The 19,002-nt window shown below is 46.6% G+C and carries 13 protein-coding genes; 2 read left to right on the top strand and 11 right to left on the bottom strand.

What is annotated here, in order from left to right; translation table 11 throughout:
• Positions 1-109: 109 nt before the first annotated feature.
• Entirely contained in the window at positions 110-2,023 is a 1,914-nt protein-coding gene (locus AC0YNT_RS10700) for a copper amine oxidase N-terminal domain-containing protein (RefSeq protein ID WP_475804535.1), read from the bottom strand.
• A 36-nt stretch (positions 2,024-2,059) separates the two neighbouring features.
• Positions 2,060-3,175: a S1C family serine protease gene (locus AC0YNT_RS10695; protein WP_475804534.1), complete on the bottom strand. Its 1,116-nt coding sequence runs from the start codon at positions 3,173-3,175 to the stop codon at positions 2,060-2,062.
• 386 nt (positions 3,176-3,561) lie between these two features.
• On the opposite strand from AC0YNT_RS10695, the gene AC0YNT_RS10690 reads away from it, so the two are divergent.
• Positions 3,562-4,530, top strand: a complete 969-nt coding sequence (locus AC0YNT_RS10690) for a sugar phosphate isomerase/epimerase family protein (RefSeq protein WP_475804533.1) — start codon at positions 3,562-3,564, stop codon at positions 4,528-4,530.
• A 242-nt stretch (positions 4,531-4,772) separates the two neighbouring features.
• Here the strand turns inward: AC0YNT_RS10690 and AC0YNT_RS10685 are convergent, their stop codons facing one another.
• From AC0YNT_RS10685 to ftsE, 9 genes are all read right to left on the bottom strand, one after another.
• Positions 4,773-5,378: a metalloregulator ArsR/SmtB family transcription factor gene (locus AC0YNT_RS10685; RefSeq protein WP_167280914.1), complete on the bottom strand. Its 606-nt coding sequence runs from the start codon at positions 5,376-5,378 to the stop codon at positions 4,773-4,775.
• Between the two features lie 199 nt (positions 5,379-5,577).
• Positions 5,578-5,796 carry a hypothetical protein gene (locus AC0YNT_RS10680; RefSeq protein WP_167280915.1) on the bottom strand — a complete coding sequence of 73 codons (219 nt, stop codon included), beginning with the start codon at positions 5,794-5,796 and terminating at the stop codon, positions 5,578-5,580.
• A 268-nt stretch (positions 5,797-6,064) separates the two neighbouring features.
• Complete coding sequence (uvrA, locus tag AC0YNT_RS10675; protein ID WP_475804532.1) at positions 6,065-8,953, bottom strand: excinuclease ABC subunit UvrA; 2,889 nt, start codon at positions 8,951-8,953, stop codon at positions 6,065-6,067.
• Between the two features lie 26 nt (positions 8,954-8,979).
• Positions 8,980-10,983 carry an excinuclease ABC subunit UvrB gene (gene uvrB / locus AC0YNT_RS10670; RefSeq protein ID WP_475804531.1) on the bottom strand — a complete coding sequence of 668 codons (2,004 nt, stop codon included), beginning with the start codon at positions 10,981-10,983 and terminating at the stop codon, positions 8,980-8,982.
• 172 nt (positions 10,984-11,155) lie between these two features.
• Positions 11,156-12,478, bottom strand: a complete 1,323-nt coding sequence (locus tag AC0YNT_RS10665; protein ID WP_475804530.1) for a PDZ domain-containing protein — start codon at positions 12,476-12,478, stop codon at positions 11,156-11,158.
• Between the two features lie 69 nt (positions 12,479-12,547).
• Positions 12,548-14,008: a S41 family peptidase gene (locus AC0YNT_RS10660; protein WP_475804529.1), complete on the bottom strand. Its 1,461-nt coding sequence runs from the start codon at positions 14,006-14,008 to the stop codon at positions 12,548-12,550.
• Between the two features lie 148 nt (positions 14,009-14,156).
• On the bottom strand, positions 14,157-15,329 hold the full coding sequence (locus AC0YNT_RS10655) for a murein hydrolase activator EnvC family protein (RefSeq protein ID WP_475804528.1): 1,173 nt from the start codon (positions 15,327-15,329) through the stop codon (positions 14,157-14,159).
• Positions 15,330-15,341: 12 nt separating this feature from the next.
• Positions 15,342-16,259, bottom strand: coding sequence for a permease-like cell division protein FtsX (gene ftsX / locus AC0YNT_RS10650; RefSeq protein WP_475804527.1), 918 nt, complete (start codon positions 16,257-16,259; stop codon positions 15,342-15,344).
• A complete protein-coding gene (ftsE, locus tag AC0YNT_RS10645) occupies positions 16,249-16,935 on the bottom strand; it encodes a cell division ATP-binding protein FtsE (RefSeq protein ID WP_167281184.1) in 687 nt (228 codons plus the stop codon). The genes ftsX and ftsE overlap by 11 nt, the downstream gene beginning before the upstream one ends.
• Before the next feature lie 368 nt (positions 16,936-17,303).
• Here ftsE and AC0YNT_RS10640 point away from each other — a divergent pair, with 368 nt between their 5' ends.
• On the top strand, positions 17,304-18,734 hold the full coding sequence (locus AC0YNT_RS10640; RefSeq protein WP_475804526.1) for a VanW family protein: 1,431 nt from the start codon (positions 17,304-17,306) through the stop codon (positions 18,732-18,734).
• The last annotated feature ends 268 nt before the right edge of the window (positions 18,735-19,002 follow it).

Genomic DNA, 19,002 nt, shown 5'->3' with positions numbered 1-19,002 from the left:
AGTTTAACAAACCACGGCACTAGATGCCACCACCCAATACTGGCAGGGCAGAGAAAAGAAGCCGATTCTCTTAGTCGAGAACCGGCTCCTCTGTGAAATGATGTTGCGATTATTGGAACTTGATCGATTTTACAATAGTATCAAAACCGTTAAGAGCCGTAGTTGTTGCATTGGCGTTATTAATAGTAAAGATAAACGCCAGTGTGTTACCGTTGTGTTCAACAAGGTAGAAGATTTCCGTAGTCGGAATTCCGTCTATATCCTCTTGAACTGAGAAACTGCTGACAGACTTATTCCCTACAGAGAAGACATTACCTCTAGTGACTGAAAGACCATCTTCTCGTAAGCCTTGTTGAACAGCATTAGATACACTTGCAACATCAGCATCTTCAATAGTTTGGATAATCAACTGACCGTAATCACTGATATAAGCTACAGCATCTTGTTCAAAATCAGTGTTCACACCCAGCCAATGGGCTGGAAGATCGATAGAGTAGCCATATTTGATACTTCTCTTCGTGTTGACTTTTGTACGGTCAATGTTATCAGTATCATCTTCGATCTGGCCATAATTCTTGTCAATATAAGCCGTATCGATATCTACTGTTGCCAATGTGGATTTAAACAACGTATCGCCTTGGGCACCAAGCTTCGAATCATAGTTGAATTCAAGCGCATAACGATAGTTACCTACGACCAGGAACACTTCATTAGCTGTGTACCATGTTTTTTGATCATAGGAAAACTCATAAGTAAGCACAAGAGCGTTGCCATCCTTCATAACAATAGAAGAGGTTTTTTCATTTTTAATATAATTAGACAGGAAATCCTCATGAAGCTGCTTTTGTACACGAGCGAGCCATTGCTCTGCCGTGTCCTGTGCTTGCAGAGATGAGATGCCGAAGGAGAAAAAGCCGTTCTCGCTTACATACATAGGGTTCGGGCTGTTCTTTACACCGTACCAGCCGGCAGGCAGTTTAAGAGAAAGACCAAACTCTTCATTATTGATCGACATGAGACCATCTTTTACTTTGGTAATGTCCTTAATTGTACTATCCGACTTATCGAAGGAAGGAACAAAGCTGTCTAACAAGGACTGGTAAGGATCAAGAGCTGTTTTTTCTTTCCCAACTACACCTACCATCACGAAATAGAGCGTTTCGCCTTTTTGAGTAGCGCGATATTCGAACAGCATTCCTTGTTCAGATGATCTTGTTACCATTTTCTCAAAGCTTTGGCCGTTAACCGTAATTGTACGTTTATCGATGACTACCTCATCACTTGGCAGCCAATCCACAGAAATCTTATCACGGATCTCAGTGCTGGTCAGAACATCTGTCGCATGTTCAGTCGATACGATTACACTCGATTCGCTGGTTGTGCTGCCCCACTCCGCATAGGTTCCATCATCACTTTGTGCAACCAATAATAGCCCTGGAGGGTAGTTCATCGTCCATCCCAGGTAGCTGTCGCCGAATTTGGTTTTGCCGTAGTCAGGATCCAGGTTCGTCGAGCCGCCGCCTGAGTTACTGCTGCCTGACTGTGCAAGTGCACCTGTAATAACGATTTCATTGGTTTTCTTATCTCTACCGATCTTAGCTCCAAAAGCCTCAACGATTACTCGAACAGGTACCATTGTTGTGCCCTTGATAATAACTGGCGCAACAGCAACGGTTTGATTTTTACCGTTTACCTTCACAGTCTTGCTGCCGATCGTTACAATGACAGTTTTGTCGTTGTAAGTAAGCGTAATAATCTTGTTGTCTTGCAGCTTCAACTTAGCGCCAAATGCTTTCGTAATTACACTAAGCGGTACCATCGTTGTTCCACTTTTCTCAAATGGAGCCGTCAATACAGACGATTGTTTTCCGTTAATCGCAACATTTGTACTGCCTGCCTTCAGGCGGACTTCGACCGCACCACTTGTTGAATCAGCTGCATAAGCCGCTGCTGGTACGATTGTTGCAACCAGAAAAACAGCTAATAGCATAAATACAAACCGCTTCATTCTAAATGCTTTCATTCTCTCTACTCTCCCTATTATAAATAAATAGAATTATTAAGCCGTAGTCAGCGTTAGTTTACGGGTAACCAAATCGCCATCAATCATCATCATAATTTCAATCTGCTGCCCAGGTAGATACGATTTCAAGAGCTCATTCAGCTCTACAATAGATGAAATCTGATGACCTGCAACGGAGTATAGAACATCCCCAATTTGAACTCCTAGTTTCTTGGCAGAATCCGATTTAACAGAAGTCACCGTCAGGCCATCATCAGTCGGCAGACCAACAATAGCTGCATAGCTTTCTTCCAATCCTACTCCCAAGGATGCACGTTTTACATAACCGTACTTGAAGAATTGTCCGGTTACATAGGAAACGGTATCAATCGGAATCGAAAAGCCCATGTTATCGATTCCTTCATCCACAAACTTCATGGAATTGATCCCGATCACTTCGCCCTTCATATTCACGAGTGGACCTCCGCTGTTACCAGGATTAATAGCCGCATCGGTCTGCAGCAGCCTGTAAAACGACGAGACCGAACGGTTCATACCGCTAAGAATACCTGTAGTAGCCGTGTTGCGAAGCGAGAAAGATACTGGTGTTCCGATTGCAATAACCGTCTCTCCAACTTTCGCTTGTAATGGTGAGGCAGCAAACTTAGCAACCGGCAGCTTGGTCGCATTAATTTTGACAAGTGCTAGATCGCTTACCTCATCAACATTGCTTGTCTTCCCGCTGTACTGCTTACCATCTGCTGTAACGACAGTAATATTGGTCATGTCTTTCACGACATGGGCGTTTGTCAAAATCCATCCATCTGATTTCATAATGACGCCTGTCCCATGTGCTAAAGCATAGCGCTGATCGCCTCCATTTACTGGCTTTCCGATGATTCCGACAACCGAAGGCGACACCTTGCTAATAATAGTTGGAATATCAGCAGGCGGTGTGTACGAATAGGTCTTGGATGATGCATCATAAGTCCCTGCACCTCCCAACGTACCCGTGAGAGATGAAGCTTTTACATACACTTCTCCATTAATTTTGGTCGCACTCATTTTCATTGTTCCGGGACTTGCTGCCGTTCCCGCTGCAAACGCAGAACCAGTCACCAATAGTCCTCCCGTTAGGACGATGGCTCCTGCCCGAATCATACTACGCTTCACTCTATCACTCTCCCAGATCCAATAAAAAAGAGAATCCCATATATAGGAAACACTTTCCTAAATGTATCACGCTAAGATAGTGCACAACAAGAAGAATTTGTAATAGATTTGGTAAAAATCGTGAATATAGCCTATTAAAATAATTCCCATTCCTTATTGCGAAAAATTCGACTAGATTCAATAACATCGTTTAAATATTTACTCATGTAGATCTTCCTTCTGACGTTTTTTGACCTTGAATTGATAAAACGTTGAAGCATGGAGACGGCGCTTTCATTTGAATTGCTTTGTTTATATGCGATTTTGGTTTTTCTTTTGTAATTATGAGGTATCCCGTGAAGTAGGATGTTATAATGAGGACAAGCAAACCATAGGAGGGTATTATAATGAAATTAGGCGTATTTGCTGTACTTTTCTCACAAAAACCTTTTGAAGAAGCACTCGATTATATCGCTTCTAAAGGTCTTGAAGCGGTTGAACTTGGAACTGGTGGTTACCCTGGCAATGCACACTGCGATCCAGATGTTCTGCTTGCTGATGCAGGCAAATTGAAAGCGTTTAAACAAGCGGTAGAATCACGTGGCCTGATCATCAGCGCACTTAGCTGCCATGCTAATCCACTTCATCCGCAAAAAGCAATCTCCAGCGCAGATGACGTTATTATCCGTAAAACAATTGAGCTTGCTAACCGTCTGGAAGTTCCAGTGGTAAATACATTCTCCGGCTGCCCTGGCGACCATGAGGATGCAAAATATCCGAACTGGCCGGTTGCTCCTTGGCCAAACGATTTCCAAGATATCTTGAAATGGCAATGGGAAGAAAAAGTTATTCCATATTGGTCTGAAGTTGGCGGAATCGCTGAACAAAGCGGTATCAAAATTGGTCTCGAGCTGCATGGCGGCTTCTCCGTTCATACACCTGCTACTCTACTTCGCCTTCGTGAAGCTGCAGGTAAAGCAATCGGTGCTAACCTTGACCCCTCCCATATGTGGTGGCAAGGAATTGACCCTGTGGAAGCAATCAAGATTCTGGGCCGCGAAAATGCGATCCATCACTTCCATGCTAAAGATACAACAATCGACGTTAACAATGTAAACAAACATGGTCTGACAGATATGCAATCGTACACAATGATGCTTGATCGTGCTTGGCAGTTCCGTTCCGTTGGCTTTGGTCATGATCTGAAAACTTGGGCAGATATTATCAGCACACTGCGCCTTGTTGGTTACGACTATGTTGTCAGCATCGAGCATGAAGACGGCCTGATGTCCGTTGAAGAAGGCTTCTCGAAAGCTGTTCAAAACTTGCAGCAAGTTTTGATTAAAGAGCCTGTTGGCGATATGTGGTGGGTTTAATTCTTTAGTGGTGGGATAGAGCATTCACTGCGCAAGAGCATGTTTCTTCCGATCGCCATTGTCCGTGGATTTCTTCAATTAACCGCCAAGCGGTTGAAATCCACAGACAAAAGCGAACGCTACGCTTCTCCAGAAACATGTTCTCGCTCCGCTCACTCAACCACCACAAGAATTAAAGATGAGAGTAGTAAAACAGCCTGCCTGGCTTTCCGCCGGGCAGGCTCTTTTTATTTTGGAGACACTTATGATAGTGTCTCCCACTTCGCCCACATCTCCTGTGGGTTGAGTTCGTAGATTTCGTTTTCGCGGAACATGAATTGATGCATGATAAATTCTCGGCGGAGTGTTGCGAAATCTTCGTGATAACCTTTTATAAATTCGTTAAGCTCTTTTTCGGTGTATTTACGATCCTTATCGAGCTGTGAGACGATATACTCCAGGACGATGAGCTTTTTCTTGAGCTGCGCAGGAATCGACTTCAGCTTGCCGGCAGCTGTAAAGAAGTTTTTGATCACGGACTGCTTCATACGATCTAAATCTTCGTTCATTTGCTCTGCCTCTCCTTTCCGATTTGTTTGTCTGTAGATCAAGTTTGCCGTTGCATTCGAACCGTTCTTAATGAAGTAATCATTCAGGGAGAAATATATCGTGTTCTTATCTCTGCGCTCATTAATTAAACTCGCTTCACGCAGCTTTGCTGCATGATGAGTTACGGTTGCTGGTGTTACTCCCAGCTTCTCCGCCAGCACTTGTCCGTTAAGCTCTCCTTCTGCAAGCAGAATCAATAGCCGAATTCGCGTTGGGTCAGCCAGCGCTTTATGATAATTGACGACTTTATCTAATTGCACAGGTTTTCACTCCTCGTTAATTAGTATATTTAGCATTCATCAAATTAGATACTTATTAAAACAGATGATAATGGATTACATCATAAAAGTCAATTCTCACAAAATAAAAACGCCAGCCCATTATGACCCTTTCGGATCATCAGACCAGCGCTCTCTATAAAATAATAAAGCCTGCCGTCAAATCGGCAGGCCTTCCTATTTAAGCCATCCAAACTTTAAAGATCATGATGTAATCAATGTAAGCAAACAAGGCAAGCGATACGAATGTAAATCCGATCGCGAATACATTTTTCTTAGAACCAGCTCTCAATAAACGTACAAAACCAATCAAGATCAAAATGGTAAATGCAAGCATGAACCAGTCGAATGTGTTGATATTGCTAGTCGATTGTGCTGCCTCTTCTGCTGCCAAAAACATCGAGTGGACCCCCTTTTATTCGCACGTAGCCTATATTACCTCTATGTTATCTTCAAGTGGCAAATGATGCAAGTCCGATTCAGCTTTCGTAACAAGTTTGTCACCTTTTCCCACATTTTGAACCATTATATCGGACCGAACTTCTCCATTCTGCCCTGCAAATATAAAATGTCCATCTCTTCCAACATTTATAACTACATTCTTGTTGAAAATAACGTAAAGGGGACTCTCCTTTATCGTGCATAAAGGAGAGTCCCCTAGTTCTGACTTATTCCACTACTCCAGCAGCTACACTTTCTTCTGCGGCACGGTACTTCTTAACGGTCCGTTCGCGGTCCCGCTCCATAATCGGCTTCAAGTACTTGCCTGTATAGGAACCTGTGACCTTCACAACATCCTCTGGTGCTCCTGTTGCAACAATTGTTCCGCCGCCGTTACCGCCTTCTGGCCCGAGATCAATCAAATAATCCGCTGTCTTAATGACATCCAGATTATGCTCAATAACGAGCACCGATTCACCTGAATCGACCAAGCGATGCAGAACCGTCAGCAGACGGTCAATATCATCAACATGAAGCCCTGTCGTTGGCTCATCTAGGATGTAGAGCGTCTTGCCCGTGCTGCGGCGATATAACTCAGAAGCCAGCTTCACACGCTGTGCTTCACCACCCGACAAAGTTGTAGCCGGCTGGCCTAAAGTCATGTACCCAAGACCAACATCCAGCAGCGTCTGCAGCTTCCGATGAATACGAGGTATGTTCTCGAAGAACTTTGTGCCATCTTCAATGGTCATTTCCAGCACTTCTGCGATATTTTTACCTTTGTATTTCACTTCAAGCGTCTCGCGGTTATAACGTTTCCCTTTGCATATCTCACAAGGTACATACACATCCGGCAGGAAGTGCATCTCGATCTTGATGATGCCGTCGCCTCTGCAGGCCTCGCATCGTCCACCCTTCACGTTAAAGCTGAAGCGGCCTTTCTTATAACCACGTACTTTCGCTTCATTCGTTGTCGAATAAAGGTCGCGCACATCATCAAATACGCCGGTATACGTAGCTGGGTTGGAACGAGGTGTACGGCCGATTGGCGATTGATCAATATCGATAACCTTCTCCAAGTGCTCGATACCACGTAATTCCTTGTAGTCGCCAGGACGAACCTTCGCTTTGTTCAAGTCGCGTGCCAGCGTCTTATATAAGATCTCATTCACGAGTGTAGACTTACCAGAACCAGATACGCCGGTTACCGCTGTAAAGATACCAAGTGGAATCTTCACGTTGACACCACGCAAGTTATTTTCCTTGGCCCCACGAATCTCCAGCCACTTGTCGCCGGTACTGCGGCGCTCCAGCGGAACATCGATAAATTTCTTCCCGCTCAAATATTGGCCAGTAAGTGAATTATCGTCATTCATAATTTCTTCCGGCGTCCCTTCAGCCATTACCATTCCGCCGTGAATTCCTGCGCCTGGACCAATATCGATGATATAGTCCGCTGCCAGCATTGTATCTTCGTCATGTTCAACAACGATAAGCGTATTGCCAAGGTTGCGCATATGTTCAAGCGTCTCAATTAAACGGTCATTATCACGCTGATGGAGACCTATGCTTGGCTCGTCCAAAATATATAAGACTCCCATTAGACTGGAGCCAATCTGCGTGGCCAGACGAATACGCTGCGCTTCGCCGCCAGACAAGGTTCCCGCTGCACGACTCATCGACAAGTATTCTAAACCAACGTTTACGAGGAAACCGAGACGGCTGTTGATTTCTTTCATAATCAGATGTCCAATCTTCTTCTCTTTCTCGCTCAGTTCAAGCGAATCGAAGAAACGCTGCGCTTCACCAATTGATAAGGAAGTGACAAACGAGATATTCTTCGCGTTAATCGTAACGGCCAAGCTTTCTTTCTTCAAACGATGACCTTTACAGGTACCGCATGGTTTCGCGCTCATATAAGCTTGGATATATTCCCGAATACCCTCTGACGCCGTCTCACGATAACGACGCTCCAGATTATTCACTATGCCTTCGAACGGAACGTAAGCTTCCTTCCGATGACCAAAGTCATTCTCATAAAGGAACTTTACCCGCTCCCCGCCTGTACCGTACATAAGCTTTTTCATTTGCTCCGCTGTCAGACTCGATACTGGAACATCCTGCGGAATATCGTAATGCTCGCAAACCGCGCTAAGGAATTGCGGGTAATAGTTGGACGTACTTCCCGCCCATGCTTCGAATGCCCCTTCATTAATCGCTTTGCTTGTATCCGGTACAAGCAGCTCAGGGTCAACGATCATCTTCACACCTAGTCCATCACATTCCGGACAAGCACCGTATGGGCTATTGAATGAGAACATACGTGGTGCAAGCTCCTCGACACTAAAGCCGCATTCTGGGCATGCCAGATTGGAGCTGAACAGCAGTTCTTCCTGATCTATAATATCAACAATAACGCGGCCATCAGCCAATTTGAGAGCCGTCTCGAGAGAATCCGCCAAGCGGCCTTGAATATCCGGCTTCACAACGATCCGGTCGATGACAACCTCAATGTTATGCTTCTTGTTCTTTTCCAGTTCAATCTTCTCACTAAGCTCACGAAGCTCGCCATTTACCCGAACCCGTACATAGCCTTGCTTCTGAGTATCAGCAAGCAGCTTCGTATGCTCGCCTTTACGTCCAGAAATAAGTGGAGCCAGAATTTGCAGTTTGGTCCGCTCCGGATACTCCATAATCCGATCGACCATTTGTTCTACCGTCTGCGATGTAATCTCAATGCCGTGTTCAGGACAATGAGGTTTGCCAATACGGGCATACAGCAAACGCAAATAATCGTAAATCTCCGTTACCGTACCAACCGTGGAACGTGGGTTGCGGCTTGTCGTCTTCTGGTCGATGGAGATAGCAGGAGAGAGTCCTTCAATGGAATCGACATCCGGCTTCTCCATTTGACCTAGAAACTGTCTTGCATAAGCTGATAAAGACTCGACATATCTACGCTGACCTTCCGCATAAATGGTATCGAAAGCAAGCGAGGATTTCCCCGATCCGCTTAGTCCTGTCAGTACGACAAATTTATCACGGGGAATCGTAACGTCGATATTTTTCAAGTTATGGGCTCTTGCCCCTTTGATTACAATCTTGTCACTAGCCACTTCTTCGTTCCTCCCATTCCTTATCTCTACCCAAGCTCCGCACGAAGCTCAAGCACCGCGTCACGCAGCTCTGCTGCTCTCTCGAACTGCAGGTTCTTCGCTGCATCCTTCATCTCTGCTTCCAGCCTTTGCAGCAAAGCTTGGCGATCCTTCTTCGACATCTTCGCTGAGCCTACGCCTGTCAAATATTCCGACTTCTCCTCAGCTACTTTCGTTGCCTTAATATCATCATGAACCTTCTTACGAATCGTCTGTGGCGTTATGCCATGCTTCTCGTTATATGCAATCTGGATCGTCCGGCGGCGCTCCGTCTCCTTAAGTGCCTTATCCATGGAATCCGTAATCTTATCTCCGTACATGATCACTCGGCCTTCACTGTTACGCGCAGCACGCCCAATCGTCTGAATCAGCGAGCGTTCAGAACGAAGGAAACCTTCTTTATCAGCATCCAGGATCGAGACAAGCGATACTTCTGGTAAATCCAGACCTTCCCTCAGCAAGTTAATACCCACAAGAACATGGAACGTACCAAGACGCAAATCACGCAGAATCGCAATCCGCTCTAAGGTCTTAATATCCGAGTGTAAATAACGCACTTTAATGCCGATCTCTTTAAAATAATCCGTCAGATCTTCCGCCATCTTCTTCGTCAGCGTTGTCACAAGGACACGCTCATCCTTAGCAATCCGGTCACGAATCTCAACTAACAGATCATCAATCTGTCCTTTCGTCGGACGCACCTCAATAATCGGATCAAGCAAACCTGTTGGACGTATAATCTGTTCAATCATCGTTGGGCATTGCTCCAGCTCGTAAGGCCCTGGTGTAGCCGATACATAAATTTGCTGACCAGCCTTCTCCTCGAATTCTTCGAAGCGCAGCGGCCGGTTATCAAGCGCCGATGGCAGACGGAAGCCGTGGTTCACAAGCATTTCCTTCCGCGCACGGTCACCGTTGTACATCGCCCTAATCTGTGGCAGGGTTACGTGGGATTCGTCAATAACGATCAGCATATCTTCTGGAAAATAATCCATCAGCGTATACGGCGTAGCTCCACGTTCCCGGAATGTCAGAGGTCCAGAATAGTTCTCGATGCCGGAACAGAAGCCCATCTCCGCCATCATCTCAAGATCATAACGTGTTCGCTGCTCCAAACGCTGCGCTTCGAGCAATTTCCCATTCTCCCGCAACTCGGCAAGACGTTCCTCCAGCTCACGCTCGATATTGCCAAGCGCAACCTTCATTGTCTCTTCATGGGTAACGAAGTGAGACGCCGGGAATATGGCTACATGATCGCGTTCGCTTACGATCTCGCCAGTTAGTACGTCGATCTCCGTAATCCGTTCAATCTCATCGCCAAACAGCTCGACCCGGATCGCCCGTTCATTATTGGCAACCGGGAAAATCTCTACTATATCACCACGTACGCGGAACGTACCGCGGATAAAGTTAATATCATTGCGTTGGTACTGAATATCAACCAGCTTATGAAGAATCGTATCCCTAGGCTTCTCCATGCCTACTCGCAGCGACAGAACTAAACTGCCGTATTCGGAAGGCGAACCGAGACCATAAATACAGGATACACTCGCTACAATAATGACGTCCCTGCGTTCGAACAAAGAGCTGGTTGCGGAGTGGCGCAGCTTATCGATCTCATCATTAATGCTGGAATCCTTCTCGATATAGGTATCTGTAGACGGGATATAAGCCTCAGGCTGAAAATAATCATAATAGCTGACAAAGTAACTTACTGCATTGTCCGGGAAAAACTGTTTAAACTCGCTGCACAGCTGTGCCGCGAGCGTCTTGTTGTGCGCAATGACCAGCGTCGGCCGGTTAAGCTCCGCAATCATATTCGCAATCGTGTAGGTCTTACCCGTACCTGTCGCACCAAGCAAGGTCTGCTTGACCTCACCGTTCTGTACACCTTCAACAAGTTTTCTGATCGCTCCCGGTTGATCACCCTGCGGCGTGTAGTCGGACTTTAATTGAAATAATTGCTCTGAAATCTCACTCACTTGCAACATCCACCCCGTTTCCCTTACTCATCAATCATTATAGTCAAAATTCTTATATATAAGAATATAGCGTATCCGAATGTGTGTTCCCCTCTATTATAGACATCTATAACAGCCGTTGCAAACATAAAATCGAAGGGCTTTCCCTAAGCACTCGCTTAGGAAAAGCCCTTATCTTCATTTAAACATCCAGAGTACCGGAATGATTCTCATCCTTCGCATAAGTTCTGCCTCGGCGGTTCGCCGTCCGTGCCCGGCGCAGCAGATCAAACAGTGTAGCAGGTTCCGCCGATGCATAATAGGTCGCTTTCTCATCAGGCGACAGAATAACGCCAAGCTGATGATGTTCGCCCTCATAACGTGCCCGCTGGGCGAATTTGATCTCGCCATCAGCATTTAACACTTCAAGCTTATACATCGCAGAGCTGTTCTGCAGCGATTCATGCAGATCCTCTTTCGAGTAGACGCGAGTACCATTCACCTTCGCAATAATCTCGCCCACATTCAGCTTCATCTCATCCGCTGGTGTTCCTGGCACGATGCCAAGAATACGCAAGCCGCGCTGATCATTTACAAATAACGGGCTTTGTGCAGCTTCTACGAATCGACTGCGCCAAATAATCGCTTCATGCATCAGTAGTGCGCATAAGGCGGCAATCGGCAGAAGCGCCGGCTGCCAGCATGCAAGCAGCGCAGCCCCCGTCAACAGCACGCTGTACCACATCAATCCTTTCGAGGCATGGCGTGCCTTGGCACGTGGCAGCATTGTACGTGTCATTTCGCTGAAGCCGATAATCATCGGAAGTGCCACCACACTCCAGCCCTGCGTCCAGTCTCCGCCAAATAAAGGCGTCCATGGCAGGTCAACGACCGATGTTCCACCTGTTGCCGGCACAAGCAGCAGCATTGGAACCGGCCAGAAGCCCTGTAGAATATAGCCGCCAACAAGCTTGCCGCGTTTCCCTTCGAGGAACAACGGAGTAGCAAGTTGATCGCCATGTCTGCGAACAAGGAACGCTTCGACCAAATGCAGAAGAGCTACAAGCACGAGGATACCGGGCATGTCCAAACTTCCCAAGGAACGCGCAATATCGCCAATCCACCCACCATTATCCTCCAATGGAGTAAAGCCGATAATCCACTGCAGAAGAGCCATTACACCAGCTGCATAAGCAAAGCATAAATAACGAATCCGGAACAGAAGCAGTACGACCGCTGTTCCCCACAGCCACAAAACAGCATCTCCAGTTAAGCTAACGCCGATAAAGGCTGCCGCAATCGAGGCAAGTACGCCGGCAACAAGCCCGGCCAGCATGGCTTTTGCTAATAAGCGGGGCCAGATATGTAAACGTACAGCGAACATCCGCCGTTCAAGACTCACTTGCCGAGTGTATTGTAGGATTATAAATAATACCGCGATATAGTAAAAAGGCTGTGCCAGCAAATGTACAAACGCTTGGCCAAACTGATCTAGTAATGCATTGGCTTCATCCAATCGCCACACTCCCATTCGACTAAAATAAAAGGCTGACTCTGTTTAGAGTCAACCTTATAATGATTCGACAGTTCCTCTTTATTTCCTGCTCACAGCTTGGATTGCTTCCAGAAGCTGTTTATCATTATTCTCGTCTTTGATCCACTTCACAACAGCTTGCTCCAAGCTGCTTGCTGTCTTGGTATCAATTTGTCCTGTAGTCGGCAAACCAGCACTTTGCTGGAAGTTCTTCACGGCAAGCTCCGTTGAAGCATTGAAGTAACCGTCCTCCCGCTGAGTGGAATAACCGAGGCCTGACAGCATGACCTGCGCATTGCGTATCTGCTCACCAATCATGTCCTTCTTCAGCGTTTCCGTCAATGTAATTCTAGCTACGGTATACAGCTTCGGCGGCAGTACCTCAATCGTTGGCTTAATGCCCTTCTGATGAATCCAATTACCATCTGGCGTGAGCCATTTTGCAATCGTCATTTTCACCAGACTGCCGTCACCCAGCGTCTTGTTATAGCTGACCTGCACCGTACCTTTACCATAAGAAGTCTCGCCGACCAGAATTGCTCCTGCCCTCTCCTTCAGCGCACCTGCCAAAATCTCGGACGCGCTCGCACTTCCTTTATTCATCAGAACCGCAATCGGATAATCCTTTCCTCCGCCTAGCGAAGCGGTCTTATCCCGATCACCTTCACGATCTTCGACTTGGACGATTGTCTCGCCCTTCTTGATAAACTGCTGCGCAATCTCGACAACGACCGGCAAAATGCCGCCCGGGTCATTACGCACGTCAATGACAAGCCCTTTCATCCCCTGTTTCTCGAGGCGAGCAAGCTCCTCCTTGAAGCGATCTGCCGTATTCAAAGAGAACTGACGAATCTCGATGACGCCAGTACCATCATTACGAAGATTGGCAAAAACAGTCTCGACATCAATATCGTCTCTCACGAGAATGAGGTCGATAGGCTGTGTATTACCCGAACGCTCGATTTGGAGCTTCGCTTTTGTACCTTTAGGACCACGAATTTTGCCAACTGCATCATTCAAGGTAAGACCATCTAATTTCTCGCCGTTTACCGACAACACGATGTCTTTAGCCAAAAGGCCGGCTTTTTCTGCTGGAGAACCTTTAATGGGCGCAACAACAACGACTTTACCTTTCTCAAGCGTTACCTCTGCACCAATGCCGGAGAAAGAGCCTTCAATGGATTGGGAGAACTGTTTGGCCACATCCTTTTCCATATAAACGGAGTAAGGATCGTCGAGTGATTCCATCATCCCTCTGACCGCACCGTCCACTAGCTCGTCCCGATCAATATCTTTGAAATACTTGGTTTCAATTAACCCTAGAACCGCATTGATTTTCGACTCTTCCTTCGCACTCAGCCCGTTGCGATCACTTGAGGCAGCCGCAGATACCGAAGCTTGCTTCCCATTTGCCGGCCAAAAAATCTGATCACCTATGGTCAACGTTACGAGCACTGAAGCAACCATCGTCATCAGCAGAAGGACAAATACGGTTCTTCCTTTAAAATACACGTTCGACACCACCTTGACCCATCCGATTTTGCGTTAACCTCACTAGTATATGATAAGTTGTCCATATTTATTTGCAACTTCTTCCTAATGCAGGAGAAGGCACACGCGTGAAATAACGGAAAAGATCCCGCATCCCTCGGTATGCCTTCAATTGAATTTATTTCAAATAGCTCGATGGATTAACCGCCGTTTGATTTTTCCGAACCTCGAAGTGAAGATGCGGCCCAGTAGAATCGCCGGTACTGCCTACTTCCGCGATCTTCTGGCCTTTCTTCACCGACTGGCCCTCTTTCACCTTAATACCGCCGTTTCGAATATGACCGTACAAGGTCCATAGTCCGTTACCATGATCAATGATGACCGTATTGCCATAGCCGCTCGTCACTCTTGCTACGAGAACAACACCAGACTCAGCTGCGAAAATATCCGTCCCCTGCTTCGCTGCAAAGTCGATGCCGGCATGAAGCTTCTTGACACCTGTTATCGGATGAATCCGATAGCCAAAGTTTGAGCTGATTCGATATGTACCGCGGATTGGCATGCCTAGCTTGCCGCCAGTGTACGGATTTCTGATCGAATTTTTCTTCTTGTTCAGATCCGCCACTTTCTTGGCGAGCGCTATCAGCTGCTTCTCCTGCTCATCGCTAATGTCCTCAAGTTCTTGCATCTCTTTGGTGTAGTTTGCAATTAATACTTCTTTCTCTTCTTCCTTCTGGTCGAGCTCCGACTTATACTGTTGAAGCTTCGTATACATCGTCTTCACTTCACCCAAGGCAGATGCGACATTCGCCTTTTTCTCGGCGACCAACACTTTATCTTTTTTATGCTGCTCTAGGATACTGCGATCCTGGGTTAAGATAGAATGCAGCGAATCAAACCTGTCAATGAAATCAGAGAAGCTTGTTGCACTGAACAGAACTTCCAGATAAGATACCGCGCCGTTCTCATACATCAGCTTCATACGGGATTGAAGCAGCTCGTCCCGTTCCTTTACCTGCTCTTCTGCCTTATCCAATTCTTTGCCGGCCTTCTGGAGTTCTGCTTCCTTCGTATCCACCTGGTCTTGTACATAGTTCAGGTTATCGACAACGTTATCAAGCTGAGCATTTAGTTTCAGAATCGCTTGCTGAGCATCTTCCTTTTTGACGGAAATGTCATTCTTTTTTGCTTCTGCATTTTTAGCGTTTTGCTGAGCCTGCTCGATTTGTTTCTTGGCCGAAGCAAGATCTTTATTAATTTTATCTAAGGATGATGCGGCATTTCCGCCAACAGGCTGCAACATAAATACAGTCAACATCGTTATGACGATAAATAGTTTTTTCACTTTCACCTGCGCGGTCACCTACACTTTCAAATATTTACGTACCGAGATAACACTTCCCCACACCCCAAGCAAGGTGCCAAGGCCAATAAGCAATGCTGCGATTTTCCAACCACAATCTGCAACAGGAATCAGCTTAATCATGAGCAGTCCTAGTTCTGCTTCATTCAGATGCACAACCTCCGAATACGCGAACAGTACCACTGCCGTTGTAATGCCTGAAGCTACGATACCGATTAAGGCACCTTCAACAAAAAACGGCCAGCGAATGAATGAGTTCGTAGCCCCTACCAGCTTCATAATGCCAATCTCGCGGCGTCTAGCCAGGATCGTCATCTTAATAGTCGTAGAGATCAGGAACATCGCCGTTACACCGAGGCCAATGACGACAATAAGGCCGATGTTGCGAATCGCATTCGTAATTTTAAACATTTTCTCGACTGTGCCTTGTCCGTATTTCACGCTCGTAATCGGCTTTGTCTCATCACCATTGTTCAATGCCTTAATCTGATTAGCGGTTACATCAATGTTCTGCGGATCAAATACTTCAACCGTGAAGGAATCCGGCAGCGGATTGCTTTCCTGGTCGTAACCATCTAGCAGCGCATCGCCGTCTTGGCCGAGATTTTTGCGGAGCAGCTCAAGCCCTTCTTCCTTCGACACAAACTCAACTTTGCTGACATCTGCCAGCTTACGGATTTTGTTCTCCATCTGATTTGCCTTCTGCTGATCAATATCCGTTTGGAGGTAGACGCGGATCTGGACCTGGCTTTCGATATTGGAAGCCATGCTGTTGATGTTCAGGGCCAGAAGCACGAATACACCAAGCAGGAACAGCGAGAAAAAGATCGAGCTGATCGAGGCGAAGGACATCCATCCATTCCGGATGATGTTCTTGAAGCCCTCGCGGAAATGACGGAGCAGCGTACTAAGCTTCATACCCGTACTCCCCTCTTGCTTCATCGCGGGCAATGTTGCCGTTCTCGATAGCAATAACGCGTTTGCGCATCGTGTTCACGATCTCTTTGTTGTGAGTAGCCATAACGATTGTTGCACCGCGGAAGTTGATCTCCTCGAGAAGATTCATAATGCCCCAGGAGGTCTCGGGATCAAGGTTGCCGGTTGGTTCATCCGCTACGATAACGGTAGGGTTATTTACAATCGCTCGCGCAATGGCGACACGCTGCTGTTCACCGCCGGACAGCTGGGCTGGCAGGCTGTTATGTTTATGTTTAAGACCAACAAGATCGAGCACTTCCATCGTTCTTTTTTTAATCAGGCGACGAGGCGCTTCGATTACTTCCATCGCGAAAGCTACATTTTCGTACACGGTAAGCTTCGGAAGCAGTCTGAAATCTTGGAAAATAACGCCGATATTACGTCTAACGTATGGGATCTTACGTGGCTTTAATTTACCTATATTGAAGCCGTTGACGGAGATTTGGCCTTTCGTTGGAACTTCCTCACGGTAGATCAGTTTCATGAAGGTAGATTTACCAGCGCCGGATGGGCCGACGAGGTATACAAATTCGTTGCGATCTATGCGGACGGAAACGCCACGCAGTGCGTGAGTACCATCGGTGTACGTCTTCCAAATGTCTTGCATCTCAATCAACATTATCACATCCTGTTTTTTATCAAACTCTAAGCATTTATAAGTTGTTGTCTTATAAATAGAGCTTAGAATTCTCCGAAATGAAATGCCATCCGCTACCAAAGGACTGTGGAAGCCATTTCACCTCAGCCTTACGTATTCGACAGGGATATACGAAATCCTTCACATTGGGTCTTATTTCCTCATTTTTCACAATTCTCATTATCGTTATAAAGGTTGATTTACCGCGATTTCCGGTCTTTTATTCGACAAATGGTGCTTGTCGTCTAATGACGAAAGACCTGTCTGCAAAGCAAATGACAAGTAGGTTTAATCCCTTGCATATACATGAAACACTGTCATTTTCAACGGAAAGGGTGGTCTTGAATATGTGGAAGAAACTGCACTTATGGATCATTATTATTTTTGCGCTGCTGTTGGTCGCATCTGTCGGCTATGGCGCCCTGTCCTATTACTCCGGGCAGGACACCGTTCCTGAGCAGGTTACAGCCAGTGGTGTAGATATTAGCGGGCTGCCGATTAATGACGCGCTGAAAAAGCTGGATCAATATGAACAAATGCTGGAGAGTCGAACGATTACCGTCGATGGCAACGCAGCAGCGGACGCGGAGGGCAGCAAGCAATGGACCGCTGCCGAGATCGGCTATAAGGCGGAATTTATCGGGGTTCGTGAGGAGCTCAAAAAGCTCCGGTCGGGGAACGTCTGGACGCGCTCGAAGTTCCGCTATCATTTTCCGAGCACCTTTGAGCTGAAGCAAAGCTATGATCCTGCCGTCTTCGATAAGCTTGTTCATGCGGAGTGGGACTGGATCGACTCAAATGAGCCTGTAAATGCGACTCGTACGATCGCTAGTAATGATAAAGTCGTCTACACCCCTCACACCGATGCTTATCGGATAGACGTTGAACCTTTGAAAGACAAGGTTGCCTCATGGATTGTTGTGCCTGATAGTCAGCTTGGTGGACAGCCAGAACAGACGCTTACGGCCAAGCTTGAAGTGAAGACCGTCCATCCTGAAATCACATTAGAGAAACTGAAGGATGAAGGCATTGATCGTAAAATCATCGAGTTCACAACAAGCTTCGCCACCAGCGCTGAAGGTCGTGCTTTTAACGTAACGTCAACGGCTAAAGTGTTAAATGATTGGGTGCTTGAACCCGGTGACGTGTTCTCCTATGGCGATGTAGTGGCCAAGACCGAAAAGGAATTCGGCTATAAAGAAGCGCCAGTTATTTCGAATGGAAAGCTGGTTCCCGGCATTGGGGGCGGGATCTGTCAGGTATCGAGCACCCTGTACAATGCCATTCTCCGTATCTCAGGAATTGATATCGTAGAACGGCGTAATCACTCCTTGCCGGTTGCTTATTTGCCTAAAGGGCAGGATGCCACCTTTGCTTCAGGCGCCATCGACTTCCGCTTCCGCAATTCAACCGGCAAAAAGCTGATCATCCGAACCGTTGTTGAAGACCGTAAGCTGACCGTGAAGCTGTTTGGCACGATGCCTGAAAATATCCGCTACGACATCGAGTCCAATATCGTGAAAACCGTACAGCCTGCCGTGCAAAAGGTCACCGACAAGTCGCTGTCCGCTGGCAAGCAGGTCGTTGTACAAAACGGCTCTATCGGCTATGTCGTAGACACGTTCCGCACCTTAGTGAAAGATGGCAAAACCGTCTCCCGCGAGAAAGTATCGCATGATACGTACCGTGCACAGCCAACGATCATTCATGTTGCACCAGGCTCCGGCGGCTCGTCAGGAACACAAAACTCGGGTGGTGTAGTTGAGGACGGGATTTAATGATCCGGAATTAAATCCTGATGACCCACCTGCCCTGCTTCCCATCGCAGACTGGATTTCGTACAACTTAATGACGATCCCTAACACGGTAACCTTTCCTATGTTGGATAACGTACAGTCAAATTAGCTCTTACCGTCAATTGTGACTCATAGTGCTGAAATAGATTGGAGAAACTCCAACGCAGCTATGGCAGACAGCTTTCTGGCCCAATTCTGTTGGAGGAAATCCAACTTGGCAGCTTAATAGTTGATAGCAAAGTACCTCATA

The sequence above is a fragment of the Paenibacillus sp. J22R56 genome (assembly GCF_056269375.1).
Note: the sequence above shows the minus strand (reverse complement) of the source record. Positions and strands in the feature narration are given on the sequence as shown.

What these genes read in the sequence shown, in the direction of transcription:
- uvrB (WP_475804531.1), bottom strand. Translation starts at nt 10,983, where the DNA reads ATGTTGCAAGTGAGTGAGATTTCAGAGCAATTATTTCAATTAAAGTCC.
- AC0YNT_RS10700 (WP_475804535.1), bottom strand. Translation starts at nt 2,023, where the DNA reads ATGAAAGCATTTAGAATGAAGCGGTTTGTATTTATGCTATTAGCTGTT.
- AC0YNT_RS10680 (WP_167280915.1), bottom strand. Translation starts at nt 5,796, where the DNA reads ATGTTTTTGGCAGCAGAAGAGGCAGCACAATCGACTAGCAATATCAAC.
- AC0YNT_RS10690 (WP_475804533.1), top strand. Translation starts at nt 3,562, where the DNA reads ATGAAATTAGGCGTATTTGCTGTACTTTTCTCACAAAAACCTTTTGAA.
- ftsX (WP_475804527.1), bottom strand. Translation starts at nt 16,259, where the DNA reads ATGAAGCTTAGTACGCTGCTCCGTCATTTCCGCGAGGGCTTCAAGAAC.
- AC0YNT_RS10640 (WP_475804526.1), top strand. Translation starts at nt 17,304, where the DNA reads ATGTGGAAGAAACTGCACTTATGGATCATTATTATTTTTGCGCTGCTG.